This window comes from Vreelandella xerophytica (assembly GCF_968048975.1).
Window position 1 is genome coordinate 1,365,509 of the sequence record NZ_OZ309106.1, and the last position, 24,899, is coordinate 1,390,407.

Annotated in this window: 29 protein-coding genes; 20 read left to right on the plus strand and 9 right to left on the minus strand. The window is 56.6% G+C overall.

What is annotated here, in order from left to right; translation table 11 throughout:
• Positions 1–110: 110 nt before the first annotated feature.
• From ACWF8S_RS06485 to ACWF8S_RS06535, 11 genes are all read left to right on the plus strand, one after another.
• Positions 111–1,922, plus strand: a complete 1,812-nt coding sequence (locus tag ACWF8S_RS06485) for a TonB-dependent receptor domain-containing protein (protein ID WP_447556026.1) — start codon at positions 111–113, stop codon at positions 1,920–1,922.
• A complete protein-coding gene (locus ACWF8S_RS06490) occupies positions 1,903–2,802 on the plus strand; it encodes a cobalamin-binding protein (protein ID WP_447556027.1) in 900 nt (299 codons plus the stop codon). Before ACWF8S_RS06485 ends, ACWF8S_RS06490 begins: the two co-directional genes overlap by 20 nt.
• Positions 2,799–3,776 carry a FecCD family ABC transporter permease gene (locus ACWF8S_RS06495; RefSeq protein ID WP_447556029.1) on the plus strand — a complete coding sequence of 326 codons (978 nt, stop codon included), beginning with the start codon at positions 2,799–2,801 and terminating at the stop codon, positions 3,774–3,776. Before ACWF8S_RS06490 ends, ACWF8S_RS06495 begins: the two co-directional genes overlap by 4 nt.
• Positions 3,773–4,585 (plus strand): ABC transporter ATP-binding protein, encoded by an 813-nt coding sequence (locus ACWF8S_RS06500; protein ID WP_447556030.1) that lies wholly within the window; start codon positions 3,773–3,775, stop codon positions 4,583–4,585. Before ACWF8S_RS06495 ends, ACWF8S_RS06500 begins: the two co-directional genes overlap by 4 nt.
• A complete protein-coding gene (cobO, locus tag ACWF8S_RS06505) occupies positions 4,575–5,168 on the plus strand; it encodes a cob(I)yrinic acid a,c-diamide adenosyltransferase (protein ID WP_447556031.1) in 594 nt (197 codons plus the stop codon). Before ACWF8S_RS06500 ends, cobO begins: the two co-directional genes overlap by 11 nt.
• Entirely contained in the window at positions 5,168–6,484 is a 1,317-nt protein-coding gene (locus ACWF8S_RS06510) for a cobyrinate a,c-diamide synthase (RefSeq protein ID WP_447556032.1), read from the plus strand. Before cobO ends, ACWF8S_RS06510 begins: the two co-directional genes overlap by 1 nt.
• Positions 6,485–6,574: 90 nt before the next feature.
• A complete protein-coding gene (locus ACWF8S_RS06515) occupies positions 6,575–7,015 on the plus strand; it encodes a YtoQ family protein (RefSeq protein ID WP_447556033.1) in 441 nt (146 codons plus the stop codon).
• 517 nt (positions 7,016–7,532) lie between these two features.
• Positions 7,533–8,357, plus strand: a complete 825-nt coding sequence (locus ACWF8S_RS06520) for a hypothetical protein (RefSeq protein WP_447556034.1) — start codon at positions 7,533–7,535, stop codon at positions 8,355–8,357.
• A gap of 133 nt (positions 8,358–8,490) precedes the next feature.
• Positions 8,491–8,919 (plus strand): hypothetical protein, encoded by a 429-nt coding sequence (locus tag ACWF8S_RS06525; protein ID WP_447556035.1) that lies wholly within the window; start codon positions 8,491–8,493, stop codon positions 8,917–8,919.
• Positions 8,920–9,028: 109 nt separating this feature from the next.
• On the plus strand, positions 9,029–9,490 hold the full coding sequence (locus tag ACWF8S_RS06530; RefSeq protein WP_447556036.1) for a hypothetical protein: 462 nt from the start codon (positions 9,029–9,031) through the stop codon (positions 9,488–9,490).
• A 260-nt stretch (positions 9,491–9,750) separates the two neighbouring features.
• Entirely contained in the window at positions 9,751–11,343 is a 1,593-nt protein-coding gene (locus tag ACWF8S_RS06535; protein WP_447556037.1) for an ORC-CDC6 family AAA ATPase, read from the plus strand.
• A gap of 74 nt (positions 11,344–11,417) precedes the next feature.
• On the opposite strand, the gene ACWF8S_RS06540 is transcribed toward ACWF8S_RS06535, so the two are convergent.
• Together ACWF8S_RS06540 and ACWF8S_RS06545 are read right to left on the minus strand one after the other, a co-directional pair.
• Positions 11,418–11,690 carry a Txe/YoeB family addiction module toxin gene (locus tag ACWF8S_RS06540; RefSeq protein ID WP_447556038.1) on the minus strand — a complete coding sequence of 91 codons (273 nt, stop codon included), beginning with the start codon at positions 11,688–11,690 and terminating at the stop codon, positions 11,418–11,420.
• A complete protein-coding gene (locus tag ACWF8S_RS06545; protein WP_447556039.1) occupies positions 11,671–11,943 on the minus strand; it encodes a type II toxin-antitoxin system Phd/YefM family antitoxin in 273 nt (90 codons plus the stop codon). The genes ACWF8S_RS06540 and ACWF8S_RS06545 overlap by 20 nt, the downstream gene beginning before the upstream one ends.
• Before the next feature lie 220 nt (positions 11,944–12,163).
• On the opposite strand from ACWF8S_RS06545, the gene rho reads away from it, so the two are divergent.
• Positions 12,164–13,117: a transcription termination factor Rho gene (gene rho / locus ACWF8S_RS06550; protein ID WP_447556040.1), complete on the plus strand. Its 954-nt coding sequence runs from the start codon at positions 12,164–12,166 to the stop codon at positions 13,115–13,117.
• Positions 13,118–13,164: 47 nt separating this feature from the next.
• On the opposite strand, the gene ACWF8S_RS06555 is transcribed toward rho, so the two are convergent.
• Positions 13,165–14,367 (minus strand): DEAD/DEAH box helicase, encoded by a 1,203-nt coding sequence (locus ACWF8S_RS06555; RefSeq protein WP_447556041.1) that lies wholly within the window; start codon positions 14,365–14,367, stop codon positions 13,165–13,167.
• Between the two features lie 164 nt (positions 14,368–14,531).
• On the opposite strand from ACWF8S_RS06555, the gene ACWF8S_RS06560 reads away from it, so the two are divergent.
• Positions 14,532–14,852 carry a hypothetical protein gene (locus ACWF8S_RS06560; RefSeq protein ID WP_447556042.1) on the plus strand — a complete coding sequence of 107 codons (321 nt, stop codon included), beginning with the start codon at positions 14,532–14,534 and terminating at the stop codon, positions 14,850–14,852.
• 15 nt (positions 14,853–14,867) lie between these two features.
• Here ACWF8S_RS06560 and ACWF8S_RS06565 read toward each other — a convergent pair whose 3' ends face one another.
• Complete coding sequence (locus tag ACWF8S_RS06565; protein ID WP_447556043.1) at positions 14,868–15,368, minus strand: hypothetical protein; 501 nt, start codon at positions 15,366–15,368, stop codon at positions 14,868–14,870.
• A 157-nt stretch (positions 15,369–15,525) separates the two neighbouring features.
• On the opposite strand from ACWF8S_RS06565, the gene ACWF8S_RS06570 reads away from it, so the two are divergent.
• Positions 15,526–15,831 carry an NIPSNAP family protein gene (locus tag ACWF8S_RS06570; protein WP_447556044.1) on the plus strand — a complete coding sequence of 102 codons (306 nt, stop codon included), beginning with the start codon at positions 15,526–15,528 and terminating at the stop codon, positions 15,829–15,831.
• Between the two features lie 122 nt (positions 15,832–15,953).
• The gene (sugE, locus tag ACWF8S_RS06575) at positions 15,954–16,271 is read left to right on the plus strand and encodes a quaternary ammonium compound efflux SMR transporter SugE (protein WP_447556045.1); all 318 of its coding nucleotides are present in this window, start codon (positions 15,954–15,956) and stop codon (positions 16,269–16,271) included.
• 33 nt (positions 16,272–16,304) lie between these two features.
• On the opposite strand, the gene ACWF8S_RS06580 is transcribed toward sugE, so the two are convergent.
• The 4 genes from ACWF8S_RS06580 to ACWF8S_RS06595 all read right to left on the minus strand — a co-directional run bounded on the left by ACWF8S_RS06580 (position 16,305) and on the right by ACWF8S_RS06595 (position 20,157).
• The gene (locus tag ACWF8S_RS06580) at positions 16,305–16,847 is read right to left on the minus strand and encodes a carbapenem self-resistance protein CarG family protein (RefSeq protein ID WP_447556046.1); all 543 of its coding nucleotides are present in this window, start codon (positions 16,845–16,847) and stop codon (positions 16,305–16,307) included.
• Positions 16,840–17,706 carry an SUMF1/EgtB/PvdO family nonheme iron enzyme gene (locus ACWF8S_RS06585; RefSeq protein WP_447556047.1) on the minus strand — a complete coding sequence of 289 codons (867 nt, stop codon included), beginning with the start codon at positions 17,704–17,706 and terminating at the stop codon, positions 16,840–16,842. Before ACWF8S_RS06585 ends, ACWF8S_RS06580 begins: the two co-directional genes overlap by 8 nt.
• A gap of 166 nt (positions 17,707–17,872) precedes the next feature.
• The gene (locus tag ACWF8S_RS06590; RefSeq protein ID WP_447556048.1) at positions 17,873–18,553 is read right to left on the minus strand and encodes a class I SAM-dependent methyltransferase; all 681 of its coding nucleotides are present in this window, start codon (positions 18,551–18,553) and stop codon (positions 17,873–17,875) included.
• A gap of 122 nt (positions 18,554–18,675) precedes the next feature.
• A complete protein-coding gene (locus ACWF8S_RS06595) occupies positions 18,676–20,157 on the minus strand; it encodes a mechanosensitive ion channel domain-containing protein (RefSeq protein WP_447556049.1) in 1,482 nt (493 codons plus the stop codon).
• A 165-nt stretch (positions 20,158–20,322) separates the two neighbouring features.
• Here ACWF8S_RS06595 and ACWF8S_RS06600 point away from each other — a divergent pair, with 165 nt between their 5' ends.
• The 5 genes from ACWF8S_RS06600 (at position 20,323) to ACWF8S_RS06620 (ending at position 23,338) form a co-directional block, all read left to right on the plus strand.
• Complete coding sequence (locus ACWF8S_RS06600) at positions 20,323–21,168, plus strand: EamA family transporter (protein ID WP_447556050.1); 846 nt, start codon at positions 20,323–20,325, stop codon at positions 21,166–21,168.
• A gap of 222 nt (positions 21,169–21,390) precedes the next feature.
• A complete protein-coding gene (locus tag ACWF8S_RS06605) occupies positions 21,391–21,882 on the plus strand; it encodes a GNAT family N-acetyltransferase (RefSeq protein WP_447556051.1) in 492 nt (163 codons plus the stop codon).
• Between the two features lie 60 nt (positions 21,883–21,942).
• Complete coding sequence (gene fos / locus ACWF8S_RS06610) at positions 21,943–22,341, plus strand: fosfomycin resistance glutathione transferase (RefSeq protein WP_447556052.1); 399 nt, start codon at positions 21,943–21,945, stop codon at positions 22,339–22,341.
• 93 nt (positions 22,342–22,434) lie between these two features.
• A complete protein-coding gene (locus ACWF8S_RS06615; protein ID WP_447556053.1) occupies positions 22,435–22,857 on the plus strand; it encodes a tetratricopeptide repeat protein in 423 nt (140 codons plus the stop codon).
• Between the two features lie 10 nt (positions 22,858–22,867).
• Complete coding sequence (locus tag ACWF8S_RS06620; protein WP_447556054.1) at positions 22,868–23,338, plus strand: DUF1456 family protein; 471 nt, start codon at positions 22,868–22,870, stop codon at positions 23,336–23,338.
• A 69-nt stretch (positions 23,339–23,407) separates the two neighbouring features.
• Here ACWF8S_RS06620 and ACWF8S_RS06625 read toward each other — a convergent pair whose 3' ends face one another.
• Positions 23,408–24,820 (minus strand): hypothetical protein, encoded by a 1,413-nt coding sequence (locus ACWF8S_RS06625; protein ID WP_447556055.1) that lies wholly within the window; start codon positions 24,818–24,820, stop codon positions 23,408–23,410.
• Between the last annotated feature and the right edge of the window lie 79 nt (positions 24,821–24,899).

Genomic DNA, 24,899 nt, shown 5'->3' on the forward strand with positions numbered 1-24,899 from the left:
GTACTCAGGGCTGATACGGGGTACTCGACTCCGCTATTTCCCCTTGCCCATTCTCCGTCCGGCCATAAAAACAGGCTGTACGGGTGAGTACAGCCCGCAAGGGACCTTCCATGTCATACACGCTATCTTCTGCCCGGCTGGCCACGTTTGCGCTGGCCGCCTTGCCGCTGGCCGTTCATGCTCAGGCGACGACCCCCTCGAACAGCGCTGCCGGTCAACAGGCGCTCAACCCGGTCGTCGTGACCGCGACGCTTGCCCCGCGCACCGCCGATCAAAGCCTGTCCTCGGTCACCGTGCTCGATGAGGCCACTTTCCGCCGTCAGGACCCGGTAAGCGTAACAGACCTCTTGCGCGGCCAGCCCGGCGTGGACGTTTCCAGCAACGGCAGCTTCGGCAAGAACAGCAGTGTCTTCATTCGCGGCACCGGAAGCGCCCAGAACGTCTTGTTGATCGACGGCATTCGTCTGCGTTCGGCCACCAGCGGTGGGGCGGCGTGGTCTTACCTGGACCCGCGCATGTTCGAGCGCGCCGAGATCGTGCGCGGCCCAAAAGGCAGCCTGTACGGGGCGGATGCCATCGGCGGCGTGGTTCAGTTATTTACCCACCAGAATGATGACGAAGGCCCACAGCCAAGGCTTTCCTTCGGTGGCGGCTCCTTCGGCACGGCCCGTGCCAGCGCTGGTCTCAGCGGAGCCGAGGGCGGCACCCGCTACAGCTTTGCCGCCAGCCACTTCAATACCGATGGCCAGCCCGTGCGCCGTGACGGCGACGACAAGGGGTTTGATAACACCACCGCACTCGCCCGGGTCTCGCACACCTTTGAAAACGGCGCGGAGACCGGGGTGCTGGCGCTGCGTGCCCGGGGCAACAACGAGTACGACGGCGGCGAGAACGACTTCGTGCAGCAGGTGGCCGGCGTGTACGGCGAGATTCCCGTTCGTGATGACTGGCGCGCGCGAGTGACGCTTTCCGAGGCCCGGGACGAGAGCGACGATTTTACCGAGTTCGGTGACTCCACCTTCAATACCAAGATTCGTACCGCGCGTCTTGAAAACACCTTCAACGCCGGCGCCCATGAGTTCATCGCTGGCGCCGAGTACAGCGAAGACAAGGTCGACAGTACCGTCGAGTACGATGAAACCAGCCGCGACAACAAGGCCGTGTTTACCCAGGCGCTTTTCGACTTTGCACCGTTCACGCTGCAGGCCAGCGCCCGCTTTGACAGCAACGAAAGCTACGGTGACGAGGTGACCGGAAGCGTAGGCGTTGGCTTCGATGTGAACGCTCATCACACCCTGCGCGCAAGCTACGGCACCGCGTTCAACGCGCCCACTTACAACCAGCTTTACTACCCGGGCTTTGGCAACCCGGATCTCGAGTCGGAAACTTCCGACACCGTGGAAGTGGGTGCGCGCGGGCAGTACGCCCGCTGGTTCTGGGACGCCGCCCTTTACCAGACCGATATCGACAACCTGATTGCCGGCCAGGGCGTGCAGTTCAATGTACCCACCTCACGCGTTCGCGGCGCCGAGCTTGCAAGCGGTGTGGAGCTTGATGACTGGACGTTGGCCGCCGCGCTCACCTACACCGACCCGGAAAACCGCGCCACCGGCAACCGGCTGCAGAACCGTGCCAGCCAGAGCCTGCGTCTGGATGTCGACCGGGAGCTTGGCGAATGGTCCGTGGGGGGCTCGTGGGTGGCGCAGAATCATCGCTACCGGGACGCCCAGAACCAGGACCGGCTCAGCGGTTACGGGCTTGTGAACCTGCGCGCCGGGTGGGCGTTCGCGCCGCTCTGGAGTGTGCGGGCAACGCTCGAGAACGCGCTGGACCAGGACTACGTGACTACACGCTCCTTTGACGGGGCCGACTACGTCAACGCTGGCCGGGCCGGGTTCTTGAGTGTTCACTTTGGTCAGTAGGGCCTTGCTGGGCGGGGCACTGGCGCTGGGCATCAGCGCCGGTGCCCAGGCGGCAAGTGTCTGCGCGCTTGACGACCTTGAGCGCAAGGTGTGCCTTGATGATGCCGCCCGACGTATCGCCACGCTTTCACCCGGCGCCACCGAACTTACCTACGCCGCCGGCGCTGGCGAGCACGTGATCGCGGTGGTCTCTTACAGCGACTACCCGCCGCAGGCGCAGAACGTTACCTCGGTAGGCAGCCACACCCGGCTGGATCTTGAGGCCTTGGTGGCGCTGGCGCCGGATCTGGTCATCGGCTGGGTGACCGGCAATCCCGCGGAGCAGCTCGAGACCCTGGAGGCGCTGGGCATGGCGGTGTTCTATATCGAGCCGCGAAGCGTGGAAGGGGTGGCCAGCGCCATCGAGCGCCTGGCGGTGCTGTCCGGCACGCAGCGCGAGGGCGATGACGTAGCCCGGGCCTTTCGAGACGAGATGGCCGCCCTGCAGGCGCAGTACGCCCAGGCGCGTCCGGTGGATACCTTCTACCAGGTGTGGGATGCGCCGCTGATGAGCGTAAGCGACGAGCACCTGATCGGCCAGGTGGTGCGTCTTTGCGGCGGGCGCAACGTCTTCGGCGACCAGCCCCGGCTGGTGCCGCGTCTGGATGACGAAGCGGTGCTGGCCGCGAACCCGGCGGTCATCATCGCCGGGGGCATGGGCGAGGAGAACCGCCACTGGCTCACCCATTGGGAGCAATACCCAGGTCTTGATGCGGTAGCCAACCACCAGCTCTACTTCGTACCGCCCTCGTTGATTCAGCGGCCCACGCCACGCCTGGTGGAGGGCACGCGGCTTGTTTGCGAGCACCTGGCCACTGCGCGCGCCGGAATGCCGCCGTGAACGACAGCCGCCTGAAAGCCTGGCCCGCTGCGCTGGTCGCGCTGGCCCTGGCGGCGCTCGGCCTTTCGCTGGCCAGCGGCAGCGCGGCGCTGGGTCTTGAGGATCTCTGGCAGGTGGCCGTTGGCGGGGGAGACGCGCTCGCGCGCACCCTGGTGCTGGAATTGCGCCTGCCCCGTACACTGTCCGCCTTTGCCGTGGGCGGGCTTCTGGCCGTGGCCGGGGCGCTGATGCAGGTCCTGTTGCGCAACCCCCTGGCCGACCCTTACGTGCTGGGGCTTTCCGGCGGGGCGAGCATTGGCGCGCTTGGCGCGATGCTGGTCGGTATCAGCGGCTTGCTGGCCACCGGCTCTGCCTTTGTCGGGGCGCTCGTTTCCACACTGTTGGTGTTTGGCCTGGCCCAGGGCCGCGGCGGCTGGACGCCGGCGCGGCTGCTGCTCACTGGCGTGGTGGTGGCCTCGGGCTGGGGGGCGCTGATCACCCTGATGCTGGCCATGAGCCCGGCCGAGCGCCTGCCGGGAATGCTTTACTGGCTGATGGGGGATCTCTCCTACGCACGAACGCCCTGGCTGCCGCTGCTTTTACTGTTGGCCACTTGCGTACTTTTGCTGCCCTTGGGGCGCAGCCTGAACGTGCTGGCCCGGGGGCCTCAGCAGGCCGCCGCGCTGGGGGTCGACGTACGCCCGTTGGAGTGGGGCATCTATCTGCTGGCGAGTCTCTTGACCGCGGTGGCCGTGACCACCGCCGGCAGCATCGGCTTCGTGGGCCTGGTGGTGCCGCACATGCTGCGCCTGGTACTGGGTAACGACCAGCGCCGCATTCTGCCCGCCTGCGCGCTGGCCGGCGGCACGCTCCTGGTGCTGGCGGATACCCTGGCACGTACGCTGATCGCCCCGGAGCAGCTGCCCGTCGGGGTGATCACGGCTCTTCTCGGCGTGCCCACCTTCCTGGCACTTCTTTACCGGAGCCGCTCATGAGCACGCTAAGCGCCGAAGCGCTGGTGCTGAATATCCCCGGCCGGGAAAGCGCACAGCCCATCACTCTAAGCCTGGAACCCGGCCAGGTGTGGGGCGTGCTTGGCCCCAATGGAGCGGGCAAGACCACGCTGTTGCACACGCTTGCCGGGCTGAACGCGCCGCGCCGCGGCAGCGTCTGCCTGGACGGTGCGGCGCTGGGTTCGCTCAGGCGGCGTCATGTGGCCCAGCACCTGGGGCTGGTGTTTCAGGAGCGCATGGACGGCTTTCCCGCCACGGTGCATGAAACCGTGATGATGGGCCGCCACCCGTATCTCTCGCTTTGGCAGCGCGAAAGCGCTCAGGATATCGAACGCCTGAACGCGGCCCTGGCCGCGCTGGATTTAAGCGCACTTGAAAGCCGCCTGGTCACCACGCTTTCCGGCGGGGAGCGCCAGCGCGTGGCGCTGGCCACCGTGCTCACCCAGAACCCTGGCGTGTGGCTTGCCGATGAGCCCACCAACCACCTGGACCTGCATCACCAAAGCGCAGTCATGGCGCTTTTGAGCGACGAGGCCCGCCGGGGCAAGGCGGTGATGATGTGTCTGCATGATCTCAACCTGGCCGCGCGCTGGTGCAGCCACGTGCTGCTCTTGTATCCCGACGGACAGACATTGGCCGGGCGGTGCAGTGACGTGTTGAACCTGGACGCCCTGGAGCGGCTTTACCGCCAGCGCCTGAGCGTGGCCGAAATCGACGGGGCGCCGGTGTACATGCCGCGCGGGGGGCCTACCAACCAGAGCAGCAAGCCAAGGAGACGCCATGAGGGATGACGCGCACGCCAACCGTATGCAGCGCAAGAAGGCCGTGGTGGACGCACGGATCGCCCAGGCCGCGGACGAGCGCGGTGTCTTGATTCTGTTGAAGGGCAACGGCAAGGGCAAGAGCAGCTCTGCCTTCGGCACCATGGCCCGCTCCCTCGGCCACGGCCAGCGCTGTGCGGTCATCCAGTTCATCAAGGGCCGCCTTGAAACCGGCGAGTATCTGTTCTTTCGTGAGCATCCCCGGCTTGACTGGCACATCATGGGCCACGGCTTCACCTGGGAAACCCAGGACCGTACCCGGGACATCCAGGCCGCCGAAGCCGCCTGGGGTATCGCCCGGGGGCTTCTGGAGAACCCGGATTTTGAGTTGATCGTGCTCGACGAGATGAGCTACATGTTCAAGTATGGCTACCTTGACGTGGCGCCGGTGGTCGAGGCGCTCAAGCGCCGGCCCGCCCATCAGAACGTGATCATCACCGGGCGCACCATGGCCACCCCGCTTCAGGCGATAGCCGATACCATCAGCCACGTGGAGGACGAGCGCCACGCCTTTCGCGCCGGCGTGAAGGCGCAAGCGGGCATCGAGTACTGATGGGTACCGCTGTCTGCCCGGCGGTGCTGATCGCCGCCCCGGCGTCAGGCCAGGGCAAGACCACCCTGACCGCCGCCCTGGCGCGCCAAGTGGTGAACCAGGGCAAGGTAGTGCGGGTGTTCAAGACCGGCCCGGACTACCTGGACCCGCAGATTCTTGCTCAGGCCGCGCGCCGCCCGGCGGAGCAGCTCGACCTCTGGATGATGGGCGAGGCCGAGTGCCGCCAGCGGCTCTACGACGCCGCGCTCGAGGCGGATCTTATCCTGATCGAGGGCGTGATGGGACTATTCGACGGCGAGCCTTCGAGTGCCGACCTGGCGGCGCTGTTCGATATTCCCCTGGCGGTGGTGATGGACGTAAAAGGCATGGCGCAGACCGCAGGCGCGCTGATGGCGGGGCTTGCCAGTGCCCGCGACGACATCCGCTTCGCCGGGCTGATCGCCAACCACTGCAACAGCCAGCGCCACCGGGAGTTGATCGAGCACGCGCTTTCACCCGCCACGCCGCTACTGGCCGCCATACCGCGTGATGCCGCCCTGCAGCTACCCGAGCGCCACCTGGGGCTGGTACAGCCGGACGAAAACGGGTCTGACATGGAGCAGCGACTCGAAGCCGGGGCCCGCGCCGTCGCCGAAAGCGGCCTCGCTCAGGCGCTACTCGCCCAGCCCCCGGTAGCGTTCAGCGCGCCCATTCACGCGGGCACCGAGCCCCCGGCAGCACTTGCCGGGCGCACCATCGGCATCGCCCGGGACGCCGCCTTCAGCTTCATTTATCAGGCCAACCTGGAGGCGCTGACGCAACTGGGCGCTTCGCTTCGCTTTTTCTCACCGCTGACTGACGCCCACCTGCCCGAGTGCGACGCCCTGTGGCTGCCCGGCGGCTACCCGGAGCTTCACACCATGCGTTTGGCCGCTAATACGACGCTCAAGGCGGACGTAAAGCGCTTTTTCGAGCAGGACCGTCCCATACTCGCCGAGTGCGGCGGCATGCTCTATTGCCTGCAAACGCTGGCGGGCCTCGAGCAGCCACCCCAGCCCATGCTCGGCCTGCTGCCCGGCCACGGCATCATGCGTGACAGGGGCGGCTGCCAGGGCATGCAGACCGCCGTGCTTCCCGAAGGTGAGATTCGCGGCCACGCCCACCACCGCTCTCGGGTGGAAGGCGCGCCCACGCCCGTGGCGGCGGCCCAGCGCCAACGCCACCCGGCTCCGGGCGAGCCCATCTACCGCGAGCGCGGGCTAACGGCCACCTACCTTCACCTCTATTTTCCCAATAACCCCACCGCCATCGCGAAGCTCCTGGGCAGGGCAGAGTAGTAGTGAGCCACCGGCCCCCTCCTTGGGTATGAATGTGGAAGGTTTTTCCATAAAATAAAGCCCCTTCCCGAACCCTATAAAGGAGCACCCATGAGCTTTTACGTCTACCTCTCCGGCGAGATTCACACCGACTGGCGCGACGAGATTCAGCGCGGCGCCGACGCCGCCGGCCTGGACATCGTCTTCACCGCTCCAGTCACCGATCACGGCGCTTCTGATGCCGCCGGTGACCACCTGGGCAAGCCCGAAAACGGCTTCTGGCGCGATCACCAATCATCGAAAGTCAACGCCATCCGCACCCGTACGCTGATCGAGCAGGCGGATTTGGTCGTGGTGCGCTTCGGCGACAAGTACAAGCAGTGGAACGCCGCGTTTGATGCGGGTTACTGCTCCGCACTCGCCAAGCCCTACATCACCTTGCACGCTGAGGAGATCGTTCACCCGCTGAAGGAAGTGGATGCGGGGGCGCAGGCCTGGTGCACCACCACCGAGCAGGTTGTGGAAACGCTAAAATACGTGTTGAAAGACTAAGCAACCAGCGCCTCCCGCAACTGCACACTGCTAAGGTCTTGTGGGAGGGCGCTTCAGCACGCGAAAGATTCCGCCTCAGTAATCATCACCCCGTAGCGCGGCGTAACGATTTGGCGAGGCACGAGCCAATGAGGCACCCGCGAAGGCAGCGATAGCTGCCTCGATACCGCCACAGACCTCACTTACCGCCATAAAATTGCCTCAAGCTAATCCCCCGTCATCCCTCCCAAAACATCACCTACCTGAATTTCATGCAGACCTACGACCTATTGCTGACCGATGTCACTAAATTACCACGTGACCTAAGATAAATTTGTGAATAGAGTATGATTGAAATGAGCAAAACGAGCGGGCACGCGAATAATGAATATGTTGCCCAAAATTTTTGAGAAAATATATAAAACAGCTGGTTACGATTATTTTTGTAGGCTGTATAACATCAATGAATGTGCTGGCGCGTTTATTGATGTTATGTGGCTGGGCATATAATCCCTGTTAAGGATTGAAGAGGTCAAGCTTGGTAGAAAAAATTGGACATATAAAAAATCCACTTACCGTAATAGCCATTTTCGCAGCTATCGCGGAGATTAGCGGCACTACTGTTTTGCCATTCATCGAGCCTGATAACCAGAGCCTCTACGTCTGGTTTCTGATGCTTTTTCCTGTTTTCTTGGTTGGCGTATTCTTCCTGACTCTGAATTTCAACCACAAGGTTCTATACGCCCCTTCAGATTATAAAAATGAGGACAACTTTCTGAAATCGTTTGGCAGAGCGACTGCGGAAGAAAGAGAAGAGAAATACAGAGAGGAGTTTGAGGAGACCGCTGAGGAAACGCAGTCGGAAAACACTCAGGATTCTGAAAATCAGGCTGATCAAGGTCAGAGAACCTCTTTTAATAAAGAACGCCACTCGATGTTGATGGCGAATGTTTTCTTGGCCGAAAGATTGGCTATCAATAAGCTTTCAAAAGACCTCAACCTAGACTTCAAGACAGACGTTCGATTTGAAACGCCCACCCATAGAAAAATCATCTTTGATGGTTTGGCGCTTGATGGCGATACGATCCACGCTGCTGAGATAAAGCTATTCCGCAATGAGCATGTGAACCCCTCGAGAATCGACAAGGTTCTGCTTGAGTCAGAGGTTATGAAGGGGCACCTTAAGGGAATAGATTCGAAGGAGTTTGTTCTTCACTTTGTAGCGGTGGTTGATAATCCCGAAGTTGACTTGAAGCAGGTAGAAGAAAGGCTCAAGAAGTATAGTTCTAGATACGACGCCAACGTGAGGCTTCATGTCGTCAGTCTCGCTGACTTGCAGAACGAATATCAATACAGTCCTTAACAAGGCCAGGCACGGCGACGGCTTTTTCGTTGCGGCTGCGCCTCCACTACAAAGCCGCGCATGCTGGCGGCGTTAGCTGGCCGAGTTGCCCACGAACAGTAGGTACTTGCTGTTAAAAGAGAGAGGAAATTAGATGGCAGATGCATGGAAAGTAGCGGCAAGAATCGCAGGAGGGCCACTTGTCGGTCTCATCATCGATAATGTAGAGGCATCATCAAAGTCAATGAATGATGCGTCAGAGAAAAACCTTGATTCGTTGCGAGAGGAAGCTGCAAAGCAACAAATAAAGATGGATTACTCTCAGCATCAGGCTCGCGTAGCTCAGGAACTAGCCATTGCTAAAAGAATCGAAAACGCAACCGAAGTTGAGATTGAAGAGTATTACGATAATAGTGGCAAAGGTTCCGCTGGATTGAATGTTAATGCGGAAACTCGCACAGGCTCCTTGGGTCTATCGGGAGAGAACAGGCGCGTTTCGAAACGTATCTATCGGTTTACAGGAATTGCCAATGAAGAAGCTGAAACTTACGAGCAGAATCTGGATGATCAATCTCGAGGCTAACCAAGGGCTACACAGCGACCGGTTTTCCTCCGTTTGGCGGCTCCTAACCGGCGCGTGAGCTTGGCGTTAAATCCCCGAGCTACTCAAGATATAGTAGGGCCTAATTTCAATGGAAAATTACAGTAAAGAGCATTTCACCAACCTGAACCGTAAAATCGGCAGCGTGATCGACGAATCATTCGCTTCAGAATATGGCACTACTCTAACTGAGCTGTTTCAGTTTTCAGAAGACCTAAATGTATGGCTTGAACTGCTCAGCGATAAAACGGATAGAACCACTCTGATTAGTGCCGTTCAAGAATTCGAATTGGGTTTTCAAGCTGTTGTAGGCGGCCAATATAGATATGCATTCATAGCGCAACGCTACTTTTTGGAGCAAATCTTTCGCTTTATCTACCTATCGACTAACGAGCTACATTTGCGCCATTGGAAACTTGGTCTGCGAGATATTTCATGGGGCGCGTTAGTGGACAAAGAGAATGGTATATTATTTAAAGTATTTATAAGAGCTTTTTACTCAGAGGTAGAAGTTGAAGGGGAGCACTTAATTACCATTGCATCGAAACTTTAGAGAATCCTCTGAATTCATACACGGCAACTTTAACAAGATCGAAGAGCTGCCGAAAAATATAGAGTTTAATTTATCTTTGGTGGGTAAGTGGATTGATTTCATGGGGACATGTAAGTTTATAACGTTATTTCTTCTGTTCATGAGGTTCTCTAAAGATATTGACAAAAACAATATTGCTAGAATTGAAGATATGGCGAAAGAAGAACTAGGTGGAATAGAAGAATTTAACCTTCTATTTACTGATTGAGGGAAGCAAGATTATGTCAGATTTTAAGATCCGTACCGAAACGATTAAGCCCACGAAGATTCTAGAATATTTTGTAGAAACAAAGGAGGATCGAGCGATAATTGAACGGTTGAAAAGTGATTCACCCATGATACTAGTGGGTAGCCGTGGAGTGGGGAAATCTTTCCTGTTAAGGGTCGCTGAAGCTGAACTCAAGCAAGAGCTGGCCAAAAAATGCGTACTTCCTGTATATGTGTCTTTTACTCAAGGCGCTGTACTGCAACTAACAGATGAAAGCCAGTTCTATCAATGGATGTTGGCAAAGCTTTGTTCGTCATTTATCAGAAGCCTTAAAAAATCTGGTTTCATTCTTCCAAATACTATTTTGTCAAATGGAGAAGACAATGAAGAAGAATACCTGACTCGATTAGTGGATGAGTTCGAGAATTCGTGGAAACCTGGCCAAGCAAACGATATTGACACTCAGTTTTTGCCCTCAATAGATGACTTCAAAGAGGCTGTAGAGGATATTTGCGAAGAGGCAGAAATAGAAGCTGTTAATTTTTTCATTGATGAAGCGGCTCATATACTTAGGCCCGCTCAGCAGCGTCAGTTTTTCGGTTTGTATCGTGATATCAATAGCCCATATATAAATTGTAACGCAGCAGTTTATCCAGGAGTCACATCGTTTGGTGACTATTTTCAGCCGACTCATGACGCAACCTTTATCAACCTTGAAAGGGATATTACTAGCGTCGGATATGTTGAAAATATGAGGAATATGGTAGAGAAGCAGGCTGACAGTCGACTCCTCGGGAAAATCGCACAGAACAGTAGTAATTTCTCCCTGCTAGCATATGCGGCTAATGGAAACCCTAGGGTTCTATTGAAAACTTTGATTAAGACTCCATCAGTTTCCTCTCGAGAGGTTAATGCTGTAATAAAGGAGTTCTACAAGAGCGACATATGGGAAGAGCACTCTTTATTATCGGATAAGTATTCTGGTTTCGTTGCGTTCATTAATTGGGGGAGAGATTTCGTCGAAGAGACTGTGCTGCCCGAAATGAAAGAGAAAAATGACTCATACTTAGAGGATGATAAAAAAACATCACGTTTTTTTTGGATTCATAGAGATGCCCCCGCCCGGATAAAGAAGGCGCTTGGATTGCTTTGTTACACAGGGATAATTTCGCTGCACTCTGATGCCGTAAAAGCTACAAGAAGCGGCATCGGTTCTCGATATAGCGTTAACTTGGGGTGCTTGCTATCGCTTGAAAATACTCCAGCCTCGACAGGAACTGCCATTGTAAAGAGCCTTACAGTAAAGAGAATGACGGAATACGGGGCTAATTATCCAGAGTATTCATCGCTAGTGACTAAATTAGAAGACTTCGATGATCAGACAATCAGTTCAGCATTGAGTGAACAATTAGAAAAGCCGGTAGATTTTCTCGATCTTCCAGAGTGGCTCATAATTTCGTTGAAGGACTTGTCGCTAAATACGATCAAAGATGTCCTTAATGCAACAGAAGAAACTATTCAGCGGGCATACTATGTAGGCGAAGTCAGGTCTAGATATATCAAAAATGAAGCTACTTCCGCTGTATTTGAATATCTTTCAGGGTGAAGATTTAACAATCAGCTGCACAGCGACCGATTTTCCGCCGTTTCGCGGCTCCAAACTGGCGCGTGAGCCGGGCGTCAGAGCTGATCGTAATGCCCTCCAATGGCAAAAACGTATATGGAGGTGTCATCGAATCGGTATATGAGCCTGTCTTTCTGTGAGATGCGCCGTGACCATAGGCCTGATAAATTGTGTTTCAGCGGTTCAGGTTTTCCTATTCCAGTGGATGGGTCGTCGGAGCGGAGCATTTCTTTCAGCAATTTGCAGAGCGCTTTGTGCAGATTCTTGTCTTTCTCTCGCATCGTTTCATAGGCTTCCCAGGTGCTGCCCTCAAATACCAGTGATCTCATTCATCTGCTCATCATTCGGTGTGTATCCTTGACCACGGCTGTGAGTATCGAGAGAGGTCGCAATCTGCTGCATCAGGTCGCGGTTTTGAAGAACATGCAGGGTTTCCTGTTCTCTTTCCCAGTCTTCAGCACTCATAATGACGAAAGCCTCTCCGGCGCGTCGGGTCACCTTGAGAGGTTCATGGTTGTTAACAACCTGTTCGACAAGGCTTTTCAGGTTGTCTCTGAACTTGTTTACACTGATGATATCCATAATTCCACCATTACGTACGGAAACTCCGTACAACTGTATCGCAATAGCCCTGATAAGACTAGTCACGGCTACGCCTACTACATTGCGGCTTTGCCTCCATTTTGTTTGCTCAGAAGGCATCACATCCTGCCATGACTGATAGTGCTATAAGATCTATATCATTCCCAAAGCATTACCATTATTCCAACATTCAAACTACCCAAGGCGATTCATCGATCTTATGACGAGAAAAACATTAGGCTTGAAGGTAAAAAGGCAAGTAGACGCCGAGCCCGCTGTCAAAGCAGAAGACCAATTCCCCAATGACCCCGAAAAACGCTTTCTCAACGGCGTCGCCATCCATCCTTCCCCCCGCATTGATTTAGAAGCGGGTTCCAGTGAGCGAACCATACGCGCGATGGATTTGATCACGCCCATCGGCATGGGACAGCGCGGCTTGATCGTCGCACCGCCAGGCTCTGGCAAAACGACGATGCTCAAGCATATCTGCCAGGCTGTGACCGAGGCGCACCCAAACATCAAGCTGTACGCCTTGCTGATCGATGAGCGCCCGGAGGAGGTAACGGACTTCAAGCGCAGCGTCACGGCCGAGGTTCATGCCTCGTCGTCGGACGAAAGCTACACTCATCATGTGCAAATGGCCGATCAGCTCTTGGCAACAGCGCGCAAGCAAGCCGGCGAAGGCCACGATGTGATGATCGTGATCGACTCATTAACGCGGCTTTCCCGCGTGCATAATGCCGAGCAGCGGGGCAATGGCCGCACCATGTCCGGCGGGCTGGATAGCCGCGCGATGGAAATACCGCGCAAACTGTTTGGCGCGGCGCGAAAGATCGAAAACGGTGGGTCGCTCACGATTCTGGCCACCGTGCTGGTGGATACGGGCAGCCGGATGGATCAGGTGATTTTCGAGGAGTTCAAGGGCACGGGCAATATGGAGCTGGTGTTATCGCGCGACGTGGCCAGCCAGCGGATTTTCCCGGCGATCGATATCGCCAAAAGCAGTACCCGTCGGGAAGAGCTATTGATCGATGCAAAAGACATCGAAAAAGTACGCACATTGCGTCGCGCGTTGACCCCGCTCAAGCCAGTCGAAGGCGCGCAGAAGCTGCTTACGCTGTTGGAGAAATATCCCACCAATGCCGAGCTATTGGATGCGTTTTCATCCGTCTAGCGAAGCTCACCTTCTAGCGCTTACGAGGTGAGCTTCTTCGTGACGCGTTAGCGTTTGCTTTTGCTTTTTTTGACGTGGTTCAAGTTGGAAGCGGGGACGGCTTTGTGAACCGGGAAGCCTTCGATTTCCTTGCGCTCGATCACCGCGTTCAAGCGTTTTTCGATGGCGCAAAGATTCTTGAAGTCGCTTATGTCGACCAGCGAGATGGCTTCACCCGAGGCGCTTGCCCGGCCGGTGCGGCCAATGCGGTGGATGTAGTCTTCGGGCTGAAACGGTAAATCGTAGTTCACCACGCGGCTCAGCTCATCGATATCCAACCCCCGCGCGGCCACCCCGGTAGCGACCAGGTACTTGAGCTCGCCGGATTTGAACTGCGCCAACACGCTTTCGCGCATCGCCTGGCTTCGCCCGCCGTGAATGGAATCCGCCTTGATGCCGCGTTTTTCCAGCTGGGCCACCAGCTTGGCCGCGCTGTGTTTTTTCTCGACGAAAATCAGCGCCTGATCCCACGCGTTCTCGTTGATCAAATGGCTCAGCAAGGCAGACTTGGTGTCCTTATCGACCGTGATGAGCCACTGCTTGATATTGGCGGCGGCGCGGACGCTGGGCGTAATGGAGATATCTGCCGCCAGGTCGGTCATCTTGCTGTCGGAAAAGCCGTAGGCCAGCGCCCGCACATCACCGTTCATGGTGGCGGAAAACAGCAGGTTCTGGCGGTTTTCCGGCAGGCGGACGATGATCTTGTGAATGTCATCGACAAAGCCCATGTCGACCATTCGGTCCGCTTCGTCCAGTACCAGCGCTTCGAGTTCATCGAAGTGCACGGCACGCTGATGCGCTAAATCCAGCAGCCGGCCAGGCGTTGCGACCAGAATATCGACCCCTTCGATCAAGCGCTCTTTTTGCGGGGCGGTATCCACCCCGCCGTACACGGCCATGGATGTTAAAGCCAGGTGCCTGGCGTATTGCGCCACGTTGGCTTCGACCTGAATCGCAAGCTCCCGGGTCGGCACCAGAATCAGCGCGCGTATACGTTTGCCGCGAAGTGGTCCCGCGTTGCTGAACCGTTCAAGCAGCGGCAGCACGAAGGCGCCGGTTTTACCGGTGCCGGTCTGGGCGGTGGCGATCAGGTCTTTACCCGAGAGAATGGCGGGGATCGCTTGTTCCTGAATGGGCGTGGGCGTTTGGTAGCCTAGTTCGGTAATCGCTTGAACCAGCGGGCTGGATAAGCCGAGTTTTGCAAAGGGCATGGGAAGCTCTGACGATGTGTCGTAAGGGGGCGAAAATAAAAAAGTGGTGCAGTATAACGGAAAAGCCGCCATTCGATGTTCAAAGTGTGAAAGGGTAACTCACCAGGGGGCACGCCGCTGATTTACGGGCGGCAGGCGGCACAAGAAACAGATGGGGAGGATGAATGCAAGAAAACGAATATATTCTGGGCGGCCAATACGAAGTGATCACTACCCCCCATGAAATGCGTATGTCGCTCTGGGTCTACTCGCCGGTCGTGGTGGAATGCGCCACGCAGAAGGCCGTGCTCGATCTCTCGGGCAGCCGGTGGGATCTGCGCCGGGTCACCGAGGGGAACGGGCGAATCATCATGATGCTTGCGCGCTACCCGGAGGGCGACCGGGAGTACCTCATCGAGGTGGACCCGGCCAGAGCGACCGCCGTCGTCGAAGGCGTCGCGCATCCGCTTGCCGATATCGAAACCGTTTTGAGCGCTATCGCCTAGCGGTTGTGCCTTTCATTACCACCCACAGGTATCGCGCACCGGACCAATCATCGTTTCGATACCTTCGACATTGAAGTCCATCGCGATGGGCTCGCCCTCGGTCGGGGTGACGGTCATGCTCAGCGTTTGCGTACCGAACAGGCTTTCAATGAAGGCAGTGGCGTCTTCACTTTCCCAAAAGCCTACCGCGTGGCCGTCATCGATGGCTTCCATCGCGTAGGTCTCGGGTTCGTGGTCGTCCAGCTGTAGCGTCACGTCGTCGTATTCGTAGGTACCGCTTTCGTCCTGATCGAACAGGTTGAAGTAGGCAACGGTAGTGTCCTCGAAGCAGCGAAAAACCACCGTGGGCACCGCGAGCCCAATGGCATGGGTTTTGAGCACGACGAAGTGTAAATCCAGCTCGTCGTCATGGTGCTCTTCCGTTTCCCATTGCGACGTGGCGGGGGCGTCTTGCGCCAGGCCCATACCTGGTAAAAGGAGGAACATGGCTAGCAGCAGTGTCTTGTCGATGTTCATTCTCTATCCTTTGAATACTTGTTGGCGAACCTGAGGCGGTCACCGCTCGTTCGAGATAGACGATAGCATGGTGAGCGCTGAGGGAGATGTTGCGTTCGAAAAACGAGCTGTAACGTATGGCCACTCGAAAACCATTCAATGACAAGGTTGTGTCACGATGATCACTTGCCACGTGAAGTACGTCATCGATCCCAAAAAGGTCGATGAATTCGAAAAGTACGCCAGAATGTGGATCCCGCTGGTCGAGAAATTTGGCGGCCAACACAACGGTTATTACTTGCCGGCGGAAGGGGCCAATAACATTGCGCTGGCCCTGTTCACCTTCGAAAGCCTGGCGGCTTACGAGCAGTATCGGATCGACTCGCTGAACGACCCGGAGTGCATCAAGGCGTTTGAGTTTGCCGCGCAAGTCGATTGCATCGTTAGCTACGAGCGCAGCTTTTTCAGGCCCGTACTGGGGTAGTGGGTAGACGCTGTTTCTCTCCCGGCAGGTTTTGAAAAGTGAATAAGTAACCACGGCGAAGTGGGGACGGCCTCACCGCTCGATTTTCGTTAGGGGACGGCCCCAGCGTTTGAGAGACGTGCATGAGTTGGATCATTCTGTTTATCGCGGGGCTTTTGGAGGTGGGCTGGGCCATTGGGTTGAAGTACTCGGAGGGCTTTACGAAGCTTTGGCCCACCGTATGGACCCTGTTCTCGCTGGTGGTGAGCTTTCTACTGCTGGGCCTGGCGCTTAAAACCCTGCCCGTGGGTACCGCCTACGCTATCTGGGTGGGTATCGGGGCGGTGGGCACGGCGCTGCTGGGTATCTTCTTGTTCGGTGAGCCTACCGGCACGCTCAAGCTGGTGAGTCTGACGCTGATCGTGGCCGGTCTTGTCGGGCTCAAGCTTTCCAGTGCCTAAAAGGAGATACGAACGGGGCAAGGGAAAGGCGACTCAATCGCTACCGTGCTCCAGCGCGTCTGCGTCGATTTCCTGGAAAGCCTGTTCGGAAGAGTCGTGATGCTTTGCGGATTCAAACGTCTTCAGTAGCGACCATTGATGAAGCGGGGTGCCGGGGTGTTGGCTGAACTGGCGCACGCCGTAAATCTCGAACGAAAAAGGTCCGGGCCCGAACAAGTCCGCGTTCTCGGTGTGTTTTTTGGCGACGACCAGGAAAACCTCGCCGCCGGACTCGAAAAGGCGGTGGTCCCGAACCGTGATGGCGCCGGAGAAAATCCGGTGGTCGAGCCAGGTGAACGTATCGCGATCCGCTGCCGGCATGATGCCAAGCTCATCGTTGGGCAGGCGAATGAAGAAGGTGAGCGTATGGTTGCTATAGGACATGTTCCTGTCATATACCGACGCAATGACGTAATCCAAGCGGCCGTTTTGGTTGAGGTCGATACGGTTGACGCCCTCGCTTAACTCGATCTGCGAAAAGGCCAGGGCAGGCGTGCTAAAAAGCGCCGCCAGCAGGAAAAGCAGCCGTTTAATCATTGGCCGCTCTGATCAGTCGAAAACCGATATCGGGCATGCCAAACTCCGGTGAATGCACGTCGCAGCCGGATAACACGTCTTTTACGGCTTGCTCAAAACTGCCACCGCAAACGTAATACATGGGCACTCCCTGGGCGTAATGATTTCTTTCGTCGATCCACTCCGCCGCGTTACCGCTCATATCGTAAAGTCCCAGCGCATTGGAGTGCAGGGAGGCTACGGGCAGTGTGCCCGAGCCGGAACCGCCCGGTGTGGGGAAATTGGCGACTGCTTCCGGTTGTGGGCTACCGGCATGCGGGTAGCCGTAAGAACCGTCCGCAAGCCCTTCATGAGCGCCTCTTGCAGCGACATGCCACTCGACCATATCCGGTAAACGGTAGCCGGCTGCTTCAGGCGCTCTTTTTATAGCGGAGCTGTCGTCACTTTCCGGTATCGCTTTTAGCGGCTCCCCCTCAAGGGTAAGGTAGTAGGGCGACACCCCCTGGTGCTCGCTCAACGCGTTGGCAAACATCATGGCGTCCCACCAGGTAACATTCACGGCGGGGTGCTGGCCTTCATCCCGATCGTCCGGCCGGCAACCGCCAGGGGTGGCGCCATTGCAGGCATCGCCCAGTGCGTAACCGTGTTGGAGGGCCCAGGGCTGCACTTGCTTATAGAGCTGGTACGGCACTTCCGTTTTCATTATCCAGAAGGAGGCGGTGGAAAGGTTGGCGGTGTCTGTGTAGTTTTCATCGCCGAATACCGTGCCGACGTAGAAGCTACCGCCATTGACTTTAGCCTCGTCCGGTAAGTGAAGGCTATTTTGTGCAAGCGCCGGTGTGCTCAAAAGAAAGCACAAAAACCCCATGGCATTTTTCAAACCCGCGTCCTCGAAATCAGTACTGCTTGACCATTTTTTAAACATCTTTTTTGAGCCAGTTATCGTATTGATTGATGTTTTTCTTTACAAGAAATGGCTAATGCATTTTTTCACGACAGGCTCATCCGAAGACCACTTGATCTTTTCCATGTGTGCTGTTGGCTTATCAGGTATCCCGAGCTACCGCGCCTATGAAAATGACGGACGCCGGTTTTTGCGTCTTCGGGTGAACGGGCTCGCGCATCTCGAGTAACCGAAAGCCATTATCCGAGAATAGCGTTACCCAGCTTTCCAGCGTTCTAAAATACCAGGGCGCCGGGTCGCTAAAATCGGCGCCGAAACCCGCCCAGGAGCCTTCACGCCAGCCATCGGCGTAGGGCATAACGTCGACCGCCACGGGATGCAGCGTTTGTACGATGAAAACGCCCCCGGGAGTCAGAAGCGCGGGGGCGGCGCGCAACAGGGCATCGACCGATTCCTTACCCAGCAACGAGAAATTGCAAACGACCGCATCGAAGCGCTCCTCGATCGCGCCCGCCGCAATCGCTTCATAGGATGAAGCATGAAAGTGCCCATTACCCGCGGCCTGGGCCTTCTCGATGAGCGCGGGCACGACATCGACCCCCACCCGGTGCGCTACGTGGGGCGCGAGTTCACGTACGAGCCACCCCTCACCGCACCCGATATCGAGCACGGATTCGGGCGACCGGCTTAGAACGGCCTCGACGACGGCCTGATTGGTGACCAGCTTGCGGCTTTCGATATGCCCATTGCGTATCACATCGGCCCAGGGTGAGGCGTTCTTCTCCCAGGAATCGACAATTTTTTCATCACTATACGGGTTCATTGAGCCATCCATTGGGCATGGGGTAGAGGCATCGAGTTTATCAATAAACCGGCCTGAACTCTTGATGTGACCCGAATCACGGCTTGCCGCTTTATCGCGCAGACACTCTCGAGCCAAACGATCTACTCCCGTGCGGAGCGCTTGTCGAGCAAGTCCGTTCCATCGCTATTTTGGGCAATTTCCTGCTCTACTTTCTTCATCAACTTTTCATCCGGCCGGGCGTCGAAGACGCCATCGCACTCGCCTTCGAGTACCTGCTGCGCGCGTGCTTTGGCATCACGTTTGTCATTGGTCGCAGTGGGCTGGCAAGATAGTGGTTCGTTGGCGGTAGCTGGCTGATTAGAGGCGGGGGATAGCCGCGTCAGCGCGCGCTCAAGCTCCGGGGTAAAGCATAAACGATAGATAGGCTCGGGCAGGCTGAACCCCTGGCTCTCCAGTGCATGCTTGGTTTCGCGAATAGCGATACTGCGCGCCTTGCCAAAATCGGTGGTGGATTGATCGACCCACCCCAGAAATTCCAGCACGATATTGGAATCACCGACGTTCTTGATAATGCCTACCGCCTTGGGTTCGTTTAGCACGAACGCTAGCCCCTTTAGGGCATCAAGGCCCACCTTGATGGCGGCCAGCGGGTCGTCGTTGGCGTCCACCCCCAGTTCGAAGGCGAAGCGCCGCTCCGGGTTCTGGGTATAATTGAGGATGATGCCCTTGAACACATCGGCGTTGGGAATACGCAGCTGGTTGCCCTCCAACGTCATGAGAATGGTGGCGCGGGAGGTGAGGCGCACCACGATGCCTTCCCGGTCGTTGATGACCACGTGGTCCCGCGCCTGAAAGGGCTGGCGGATGCTGAGCATGAGTGAGGCGATGTAGTTTTCGATGGTGTCCTTGACCGCAAAACCGATGGCAATACCGATCACCCCGGCACCGCCCAGCAAGGTGCCTATGATGGTCTCGGCGCCGATCAGGCTCAGCGCCATGATCAAGCCAAGCACGATAAAAAGGACCTTGATACTCTGGGCCACCAGTTCGGCCACGAAGGGGTTGGGGGTCAGCCGCTGCCACAGGCGCTTTCGGTTGGAGAACCAGACGCCGAACCAGGCGACCAGCCCGAAGATCACCAAGCCGATCAGTAAAAGTGGCAGCGCCCTCACCAGGCTCTGGCCCCGGGCCCTCAAGCCTTGGTAGGCGGTAGCGACGTTGTCCTGCACGTCCAGGGTGCGGTCGATGTGATCGTCGACCATGACTACATCGGTCAAGCGGTTGGCCAGGCTGACCGCCTGTTGGGCTTTACGCTCATTGGCCGTTTCGCCGGAAAGCGTGACGATACCCTGTGCCACCTTGATCTCGACCGCGCCGAGTCCGTCGATCTCGCTGAAAATGCCGCTGATTCGCTGGCGAATTTCTTCATCCTTGAGCGGGGAGGGGGTGGTCTCGATTCGGGCATTGCCAGGGCCTTCGGCACCCGGGGCGGCGTTGACGCCGGCCTCGTTTTGCTCGGCGGCGTGAACCGACCCACCTGCGAGCATGCTCAGCAGCAACAGCAACGAACCCAAAAGTTGAAACGCCTTGTACGCACTGGAAAGGGTAAAAGAAGCGGCCATGACAATCCTTTGTTGAGTAAAAAGGCACGTCACCGCGCCACTTTGACGATTGAAATTTGATCAAACCTTGCCTGAAGCGTCGTTAGCGCGTCATGATCCAACAGTATCGTGTAAATCTTGAAAATTAATACATGGCACTCTAAAGACGCGGTCAAAGGAAGACTCATGAGCCTTGAGATAACAATAATCGTACTGCTGGCCGCTTTTTTTAACGCCAGCTGGAATGCCTTCGTCAAGGTGAGTGGTGATCGGATCGCCGTCATGGCGGTGATCACGCTGTTGGGCAGTCTGATATCGCTGCTGGTGCTTCCCTTCGTTGCGCTGCCGGACCCCGCCAGCTGGCCGCTGCTGGCCACCGCCATCTTGCTGCATACGGCGTATCATTTCAGCTTGCCGATGGCCTACCATTACGGTGATTTCGGACAGGTCTACCCCATTGCCCGGGGTTCGGCCCCACTGTTGGTGACGCTCGGCGCGGCCATCTTCGCCGCTGAAGTGCTCGACTTCCTGCCCTTGTTGGGGGTGGCCTGTCTGGCGGTGGGCGTCATTGCGCTCGCCTTCGAGAAGGCATCCGGCATTACCCAGAATCCGCGGGCGATAATGCTGGCGCTGGGTACAGGAGTGTTCATCGCTTCCTATACGCTGGTCGGTGGGCTGGGGGCGCGCCAGGCCGATTCGGTACTGGGATTTGCGGTGTGCCTGACGATCGGTAATGGTCTGCTGACCTTTCTTATCGCGTCCATTTGGAAGTTTCAGGCCATCAAGCGGGTGGCGCGCGAAAATCTGTTACCCGCCGCTTTGGGTGGCGGTATGCAGGTGGGGGCTTACTGGATCGTCATCTGGGCGATGGCGTACGCGCCGCTGGGCATGGTGTCGGCCTTGCGCGAAACAAGTGTGTTGTTCGCCGCGCTGATCTCGACCTTCATCTTGAAAGAGGGGTTTGGCGTATGGCGATTCGTATCTTCTTCACTCATTACGATGGGCATTATGTTGACGCGGTATAAGCCCTAATGGGCCATTGTACTGAAGTAGACGATATGGCGCTCGCGACAGCCACTGGTCTCTACTCTGATCTCACCACTCAAAAGGGCATGCAGCATCAGAATGCACTGCGGCTTTTCCAGGTTCTTGACCGACTTAACGGTTTCGTAATCTGAGGGCGATAGGGTGGCAAATTCTGTAGCACTTGGTAACCGCCATTAAACGTCGTTTTAGCGTATCGGGGTAGGGGTGATGTTTGATGAGAAGAAGAACTTGATCATTCGTTTAATGACAAGCGATGACCTGGCGAAAGCAGCACTGGTACACGAAGCGGCCTTTCCCAGGCAAGAGCACTCGCTGGATTGGCTCGAGTGTAATTTAAATGCGTTTCCCCGCTATTTGGTTTTTGTTGCTTTGAGCGATGACCATATTCTGGGCTATATAGTATGGGCTCAAAAAAGCGGATTTCGTCCAAAAGCGGTGCTGGAGCTCGAACAGATGGCGGTTAGGCCTGAGTGTCAGGGTAGGGGAATAGGCCGAACGTTGATCACCGATTCCTTGCCTTTGGTGAGAGAACAGCTTGCTTTGAAAAACTCTGTACCGAAGAGCATTTTAGTAAGCACAAGAGCGGATAACGATGCTCAAAAACTGTATAGAAGCGCGTTGGGCGCTGAGGTGGTGGCGACCATTTCGAATCTTTATTCGGCTGATGAAGTTTTGATGGTGGCTCGAGATATAGACTGAATACGAATGAATAAAGCGATATCAAGGGTCGTTTGAGTCGAATACATCAGGAACAGAATAATGATCACTGGTCTGAATCATATCACTCTGGCTGTCAGCGACCTGAAACGCTCGCTTGATTTTTACACAGGTGTACTGGGGTTCATCGGCCACGTGAAGTGGGATAAAGGCGCTTATCTTTCGGCGGGCGAATTATGGCTCTGCCTTTCTATCGATACGCCCTGCGCGAAAGAGGACTACACCCATATCGCATTCGATATCGAGGAAGTCGATTTTGATGTCTACCGCGCACGGCTGGAGGCATTGCATATACCCCGATGGAAAGAGAACACCAGCGAAGGGGCATCTCTCTATATACTGGACCCGGACGGCCACAAACTGGAACTTCATGTGGGCCGTTTAGTGAGCAGGCTACGCGCGCTGGAATCGAAACCTTACAGCGGGCTCGTTTGGCTTTAAACTGCGGGCAGAAGGGTGTAGCGTCACACGCCAATGCGGGCGCGAATGTGCAAGCTTCGGTTTTGGCTTTATTAAGAGAGATGTTTTAACGCAATGATTAACACCAAAATCTACAAGTCGGTGTATGAGCTGGCCGAGAAGCTGATGAAGGCCGCACACAAGGATGACCGCGAAACGTTCGATGCGCTCTACGCCGAACTGGAAGCCATTTGCATCGATAACGAATACACCGATAAAGACCATCCGGAGCAGTGGGAAACCCTGGCGGACTTTACCGAAGAGAGTGATGAGGCGCTGGTGATCTACCAGAAAGCGCTGGATAAGGCCTTGGCCAAGCCATCGAATGACCATATCGCCTCTATCGGCTTTTCCATGGCCACGCTGCTGGTGGAACTGGACCAGACGGACGAGGCGATCAAGCATCTGCGCCAGGCCAAGACCAGTGCCCAACGCATTGAAGACAACGAGTTGAAAGCAGAGATCGATGAGCTGCTCGCCACGCTGACACCCCGCTAGGACATTGACGTTGACCAATAACGATATCTTGCGCCGTATTCGCTATACCTTCGATTTAAAGGACACCGCCGTGGTGGCCATTTTCAAGCTGGCCGAGGTGAGCGTGCCGTTGGAACAGGTAACCGCCTGGCTGAAAAAGGAAGACGATGAGGCCTTCGTGACGATGAAGGATCGAGAGCTGGCGGCGTTCTTGAACGGGTTCATCAGCTTCAAGCGTGGCAAGCGCGAAGGCCCACCACCGGCACCGGAAGCCAAGCTGAATAACAACAAGGTGTTCCAGAAACTGCGCATCGCCTTGAACATGCAGGCCGACGATATCATCGCGGTATTCGAGCGCGAGGGCCTGCCGCTGAGCCATCACGAGCTGAGCGCGTTTTTCCGCAAGCCCAGCCACAAGAATTATCGCGAATGCAAGGATCAGATGCTGCGCAACTTTCTGATGGGCCTTCAGCATCAGTATCGCCCCGACCCGAGCGCCTGAACTTTTCGATTCAGTGTAAAAAAGCCCGGCACGATGGCCGGGCTTTTGAGTTTTCGTGCGTTTGACCGGTTAGAACTCGAAACCGAAGTTGGTCAAGAACGTCGTGTGCCAGCCATCGTCGACGGGGGAGCCAAAGTAATCCAGCCCGTTCTTGTTGGTGATGATATCGAACCAGGCAAAGTAGGGCCCGGCGCTTACCTGTACGCCCAAGTCATTCAACATGGGATTTTGCTGATCGCCAAAGCCGCCGTCGATCGCAGTGTAGTCGTTGCCCGGGTCGATATAGCTGAAGTCATTGAAGAAAAAGAGAGTTTCGACCGGGCCCCAGTCCACATCCAGGCTGTAGCCTATGCTGGCCGAGTAGATTTCCCCTTTGGCGGGAATCAGGTAGTTGAAGTTGGAGGCGCCGACCTGCAGGACGTTATCGGAAATACCCGAGGTGCCTTCTGCCGGGTTCTTGGCGTTGTACTCGTAGGTAGTGGCCTGGGCCAGCGTGCGCCAGTTGCCGTAATTGCCGTCTACCCCTAGTGCCGCCGACCAGTTGTCGCCACTGCGTTCGGTATTGCGGTTGTAAAGCTGGCCGCCCTTGGCCGATACATTCACCTGAGTGGTAAAGTCGGTGTCGTAGCCGAAGGTGTAGCCAACGCGCGCCGCTAGCTGATTCTCTTCGCTGTTGCCCTGGGCGCTGTCACCGATGGCGTTGGCGCCGTAGTGGTCGTTGCCGTTACCCAGGTTGTCGCTTTTGAAAAACGCAAGCGAGGTATCCCAGGCGCCCGCCGAGCGGTCCCACTTGATACCGGCGTTCTGGTTGTCGTTGAAACCGGACAGGTAAGCCAGGTTGCCGTAGTAGCCCAGGTAGCCGACATCCATATTGCCGAAGGGCGTTTGTACCAGACCCACCTGAATGGAGTCTTCCTCGGTGGGGTTATATCCCAGCCAGCCATGATGCAAAAAGCGGTAGTCGTCGTAAAAGCGATACGCCAACGAGTATTCCAGATCGCCGGTTTCGCCTTCAATGGTGAACACGAGCTTGCCGAAGTCGAGATCGCCTGCGGTGTCCTTGTCTTGCTCGTCCCAGTCGTTGAAGCTCCCGGTAAACTCGACCAGCCCACCGAATTCGACCTGCTGCATCTCTTCGAGTGCCTGCTCGTTTTCCTGGGCCAGGGTTTGCTGGTCACGGCTGTCAGCGGTTTCCGTGGGGGGAGTCGCATTGGATGCCCCCTGGTTGGAAACGTCTTGCCGGGCGGCGTCGCTTGGCGTATGTCGGTTTGTGTCGTTCGAGCTGTAGCGGGTATCCGAGGAGGCCGGAACTTGCTGGCGCTCCAGCTGTTCGATGCGCTGCTGCATCTGGTTGAGCTGCATGCGCAGCTCTTCGATGGTTTGCTGATCACTGGTCTGCGCCTGGGCACTGGACAGCATGGCCGTGGAAACGCTCAGCCCGAGTGCCAGCTTCTTGAACTGGCATACGCGTGGGTATGACATGATTTCGATCCTTGCTAGTGTCGTTTTATCTGTTTTTTAATTATTGAAAGCGGTCTTGATGACTGGCTTTGTTCGATAC

Bases quoted from the DNA above. Each gene is read 5' to 3' on its own strand.
- ACWF8S_RS06590 (WP_447556048.1), bottom strand. From the start codon at position 18,553: ATGAACCCGTATAGTGATGAAAAAATTGTCGATTCCTGGGAGAAGAAC.
- ACWF8S_RS06615 (WP_447556053.1), top strand. From the start codon at position 22,435: ATGATTAACACCAAAATCTACAAGTCGGTGTATGAGCTGGCCGAGAAG.
- ACWF8S_RS06535 (WP_447556037.1), top strand. From the start codon at position 9,751: ATGTCAGATTTTAAGATCCGTACCGAAACGATTAAGCCCACGAAGATT.
- ACWF8S_RS06555 (WP_447556041.1), bottom strand. From the start codon at position 14,367: ATGCCCTTTGCAAAACTCGGCTTATCCAGCCCGCTGGTTCAAGCGATT.
- ACWF8S_RS06625 (WP_447556055.1), bottom strand. From the start codon at position 24,820: ATGTCATACCCACGCGTATGCCAGTTCAAGAAGCTGGCACTCGGGCTG.
- ACWF8S_RS06530 (WP_447556036.1), top strand. From the start codon at position 9,029: ATGGAAAATTACAGTAAAGAGCATTTCACCAACCTGAACCGTAAAATC.
- ACWF8S_RS06500 (WP_447556030.1), top strand. From the start codon at position 3,773: ATGAGCACGCTAAGCGCCGAAGCGCTGGTGCTGAATATCCCCGGCCGG.
- ACWF8S_RS06600 (WP_447556050.1), top strand. From the start codon at position 20,323: ATGAGCCTTGAGATAACAATAATCGTACTGCTGGCCGCTTTTTTTAAC.
- cobO (WP_447556031.1), top strand. From the start codon at position 4,575: ATGAGGGATGACGCGCACGCCAACCGTATGCAGCGCAAGAAGGCCGTG.
- ACWF8S_RS06485 (WP_447556026.1), top strand. From the start codon at position 111: ATGTCATACACGCTATCTTCTGCCCGGCTGGCCACGTTTGCGCTGGCC.
- ACWF8S_RS06595 (WP_447556049.1), bottom strand. From the start codon at position 20,157: ATGGCCGCTTCTTTTACCCTTTCCAGTGCGTACAAGGCGTTTCAACTT.
- ACWF8S_RS06515 (WP_447556033.1), top strand. From the start codon at position 6,575: ATGAGCTTTTACGTCTACCTCTCCGGCGAGATTCACACCGACTGGCGC.
- ACWF8S_RS06545 (WP_447556039.1), bottom strand. From the start codon at position 11,943: ATGGATATCATCAGTGTAAACAAGTTCAGAGACAACCTGAAAAGCCTT.
- rho (WP_447556040.1), top strand. From the start codon at position 12,164: ATGACGAGAAAAACATTAGGCTTGAAGGTAAAAAGGCAAGTAGACGCC.
- fos (WP_447556052.1), top strand. From the start codon at position 21,943: ATGATCACTGGTCTGAATCATATCACTCTGGCTGTCAGCGACCTGAAA.
- ACWF8S_RS06510 (WP_447556032.1), top strand. From the start codon at position 5,168: ATGGGTACCGCTGTCTGCCCGGCGGTGCTGATCGCCGCCCCGGCGTCA.
- ACWF8S_RS06560 (WP_447556042.1), top strand. From the start codon at position 14,532: ATGCAAGAAAACGAATATATTCTGGGCGGCCAATACGAAGTGATCACT.
- sugE (WP_447556045.1), top strand. From the start codon at position 15,954: ATGAGTTGGATCATTCTGTTTATCGCGGGGCTTTTGGAGGTGGGCTGG.
- ACWF8S_RS06605 (WP_447556051.1), top strand. From the start codon at position 21,391: ATGTTTGATGAGAAGAAGAACTTGATCATTCGTTTAATGACAAGCGAT.
- ACWF8S_RS06580 (WP_447556046.1), bottom strand. From the start codon at position 16,847: ATGATTAAACGGCTGCTTTTCCTGCTGGCGGCGCTTTTTAGCACGCCT.
- ACWF8S_RS06570 (WP_447556044.1), top strand. From the start codon at position 15,526: ATGATCACTTGCCACGTGAAGTACGTCATCGATCCCAAAAAGGTCGAT.
- ACWF8S_RS06540 (WP_447556038.1), bottom strand. From the start codon at position 11,690: ATGAGATCACTGGTATTTGAGGGCAGCACCTGGGAAGCCTATGAAACG.
- ACWF8S_RS06565 (WP_447556043.1), bottom strand. From the start codon at position 15,368: ATGAACATCGACAAGACACTGCTGCTAGCCATGTTCCTCCTTTTACCA.
- ACWF8S_RS06525 (WP_447556035.1), top strand. From the start codon at position 8,491: ATGGCAGATGCATGGAAAGTAGCGGCAAGAATCGCAGGAGGGCCACTT.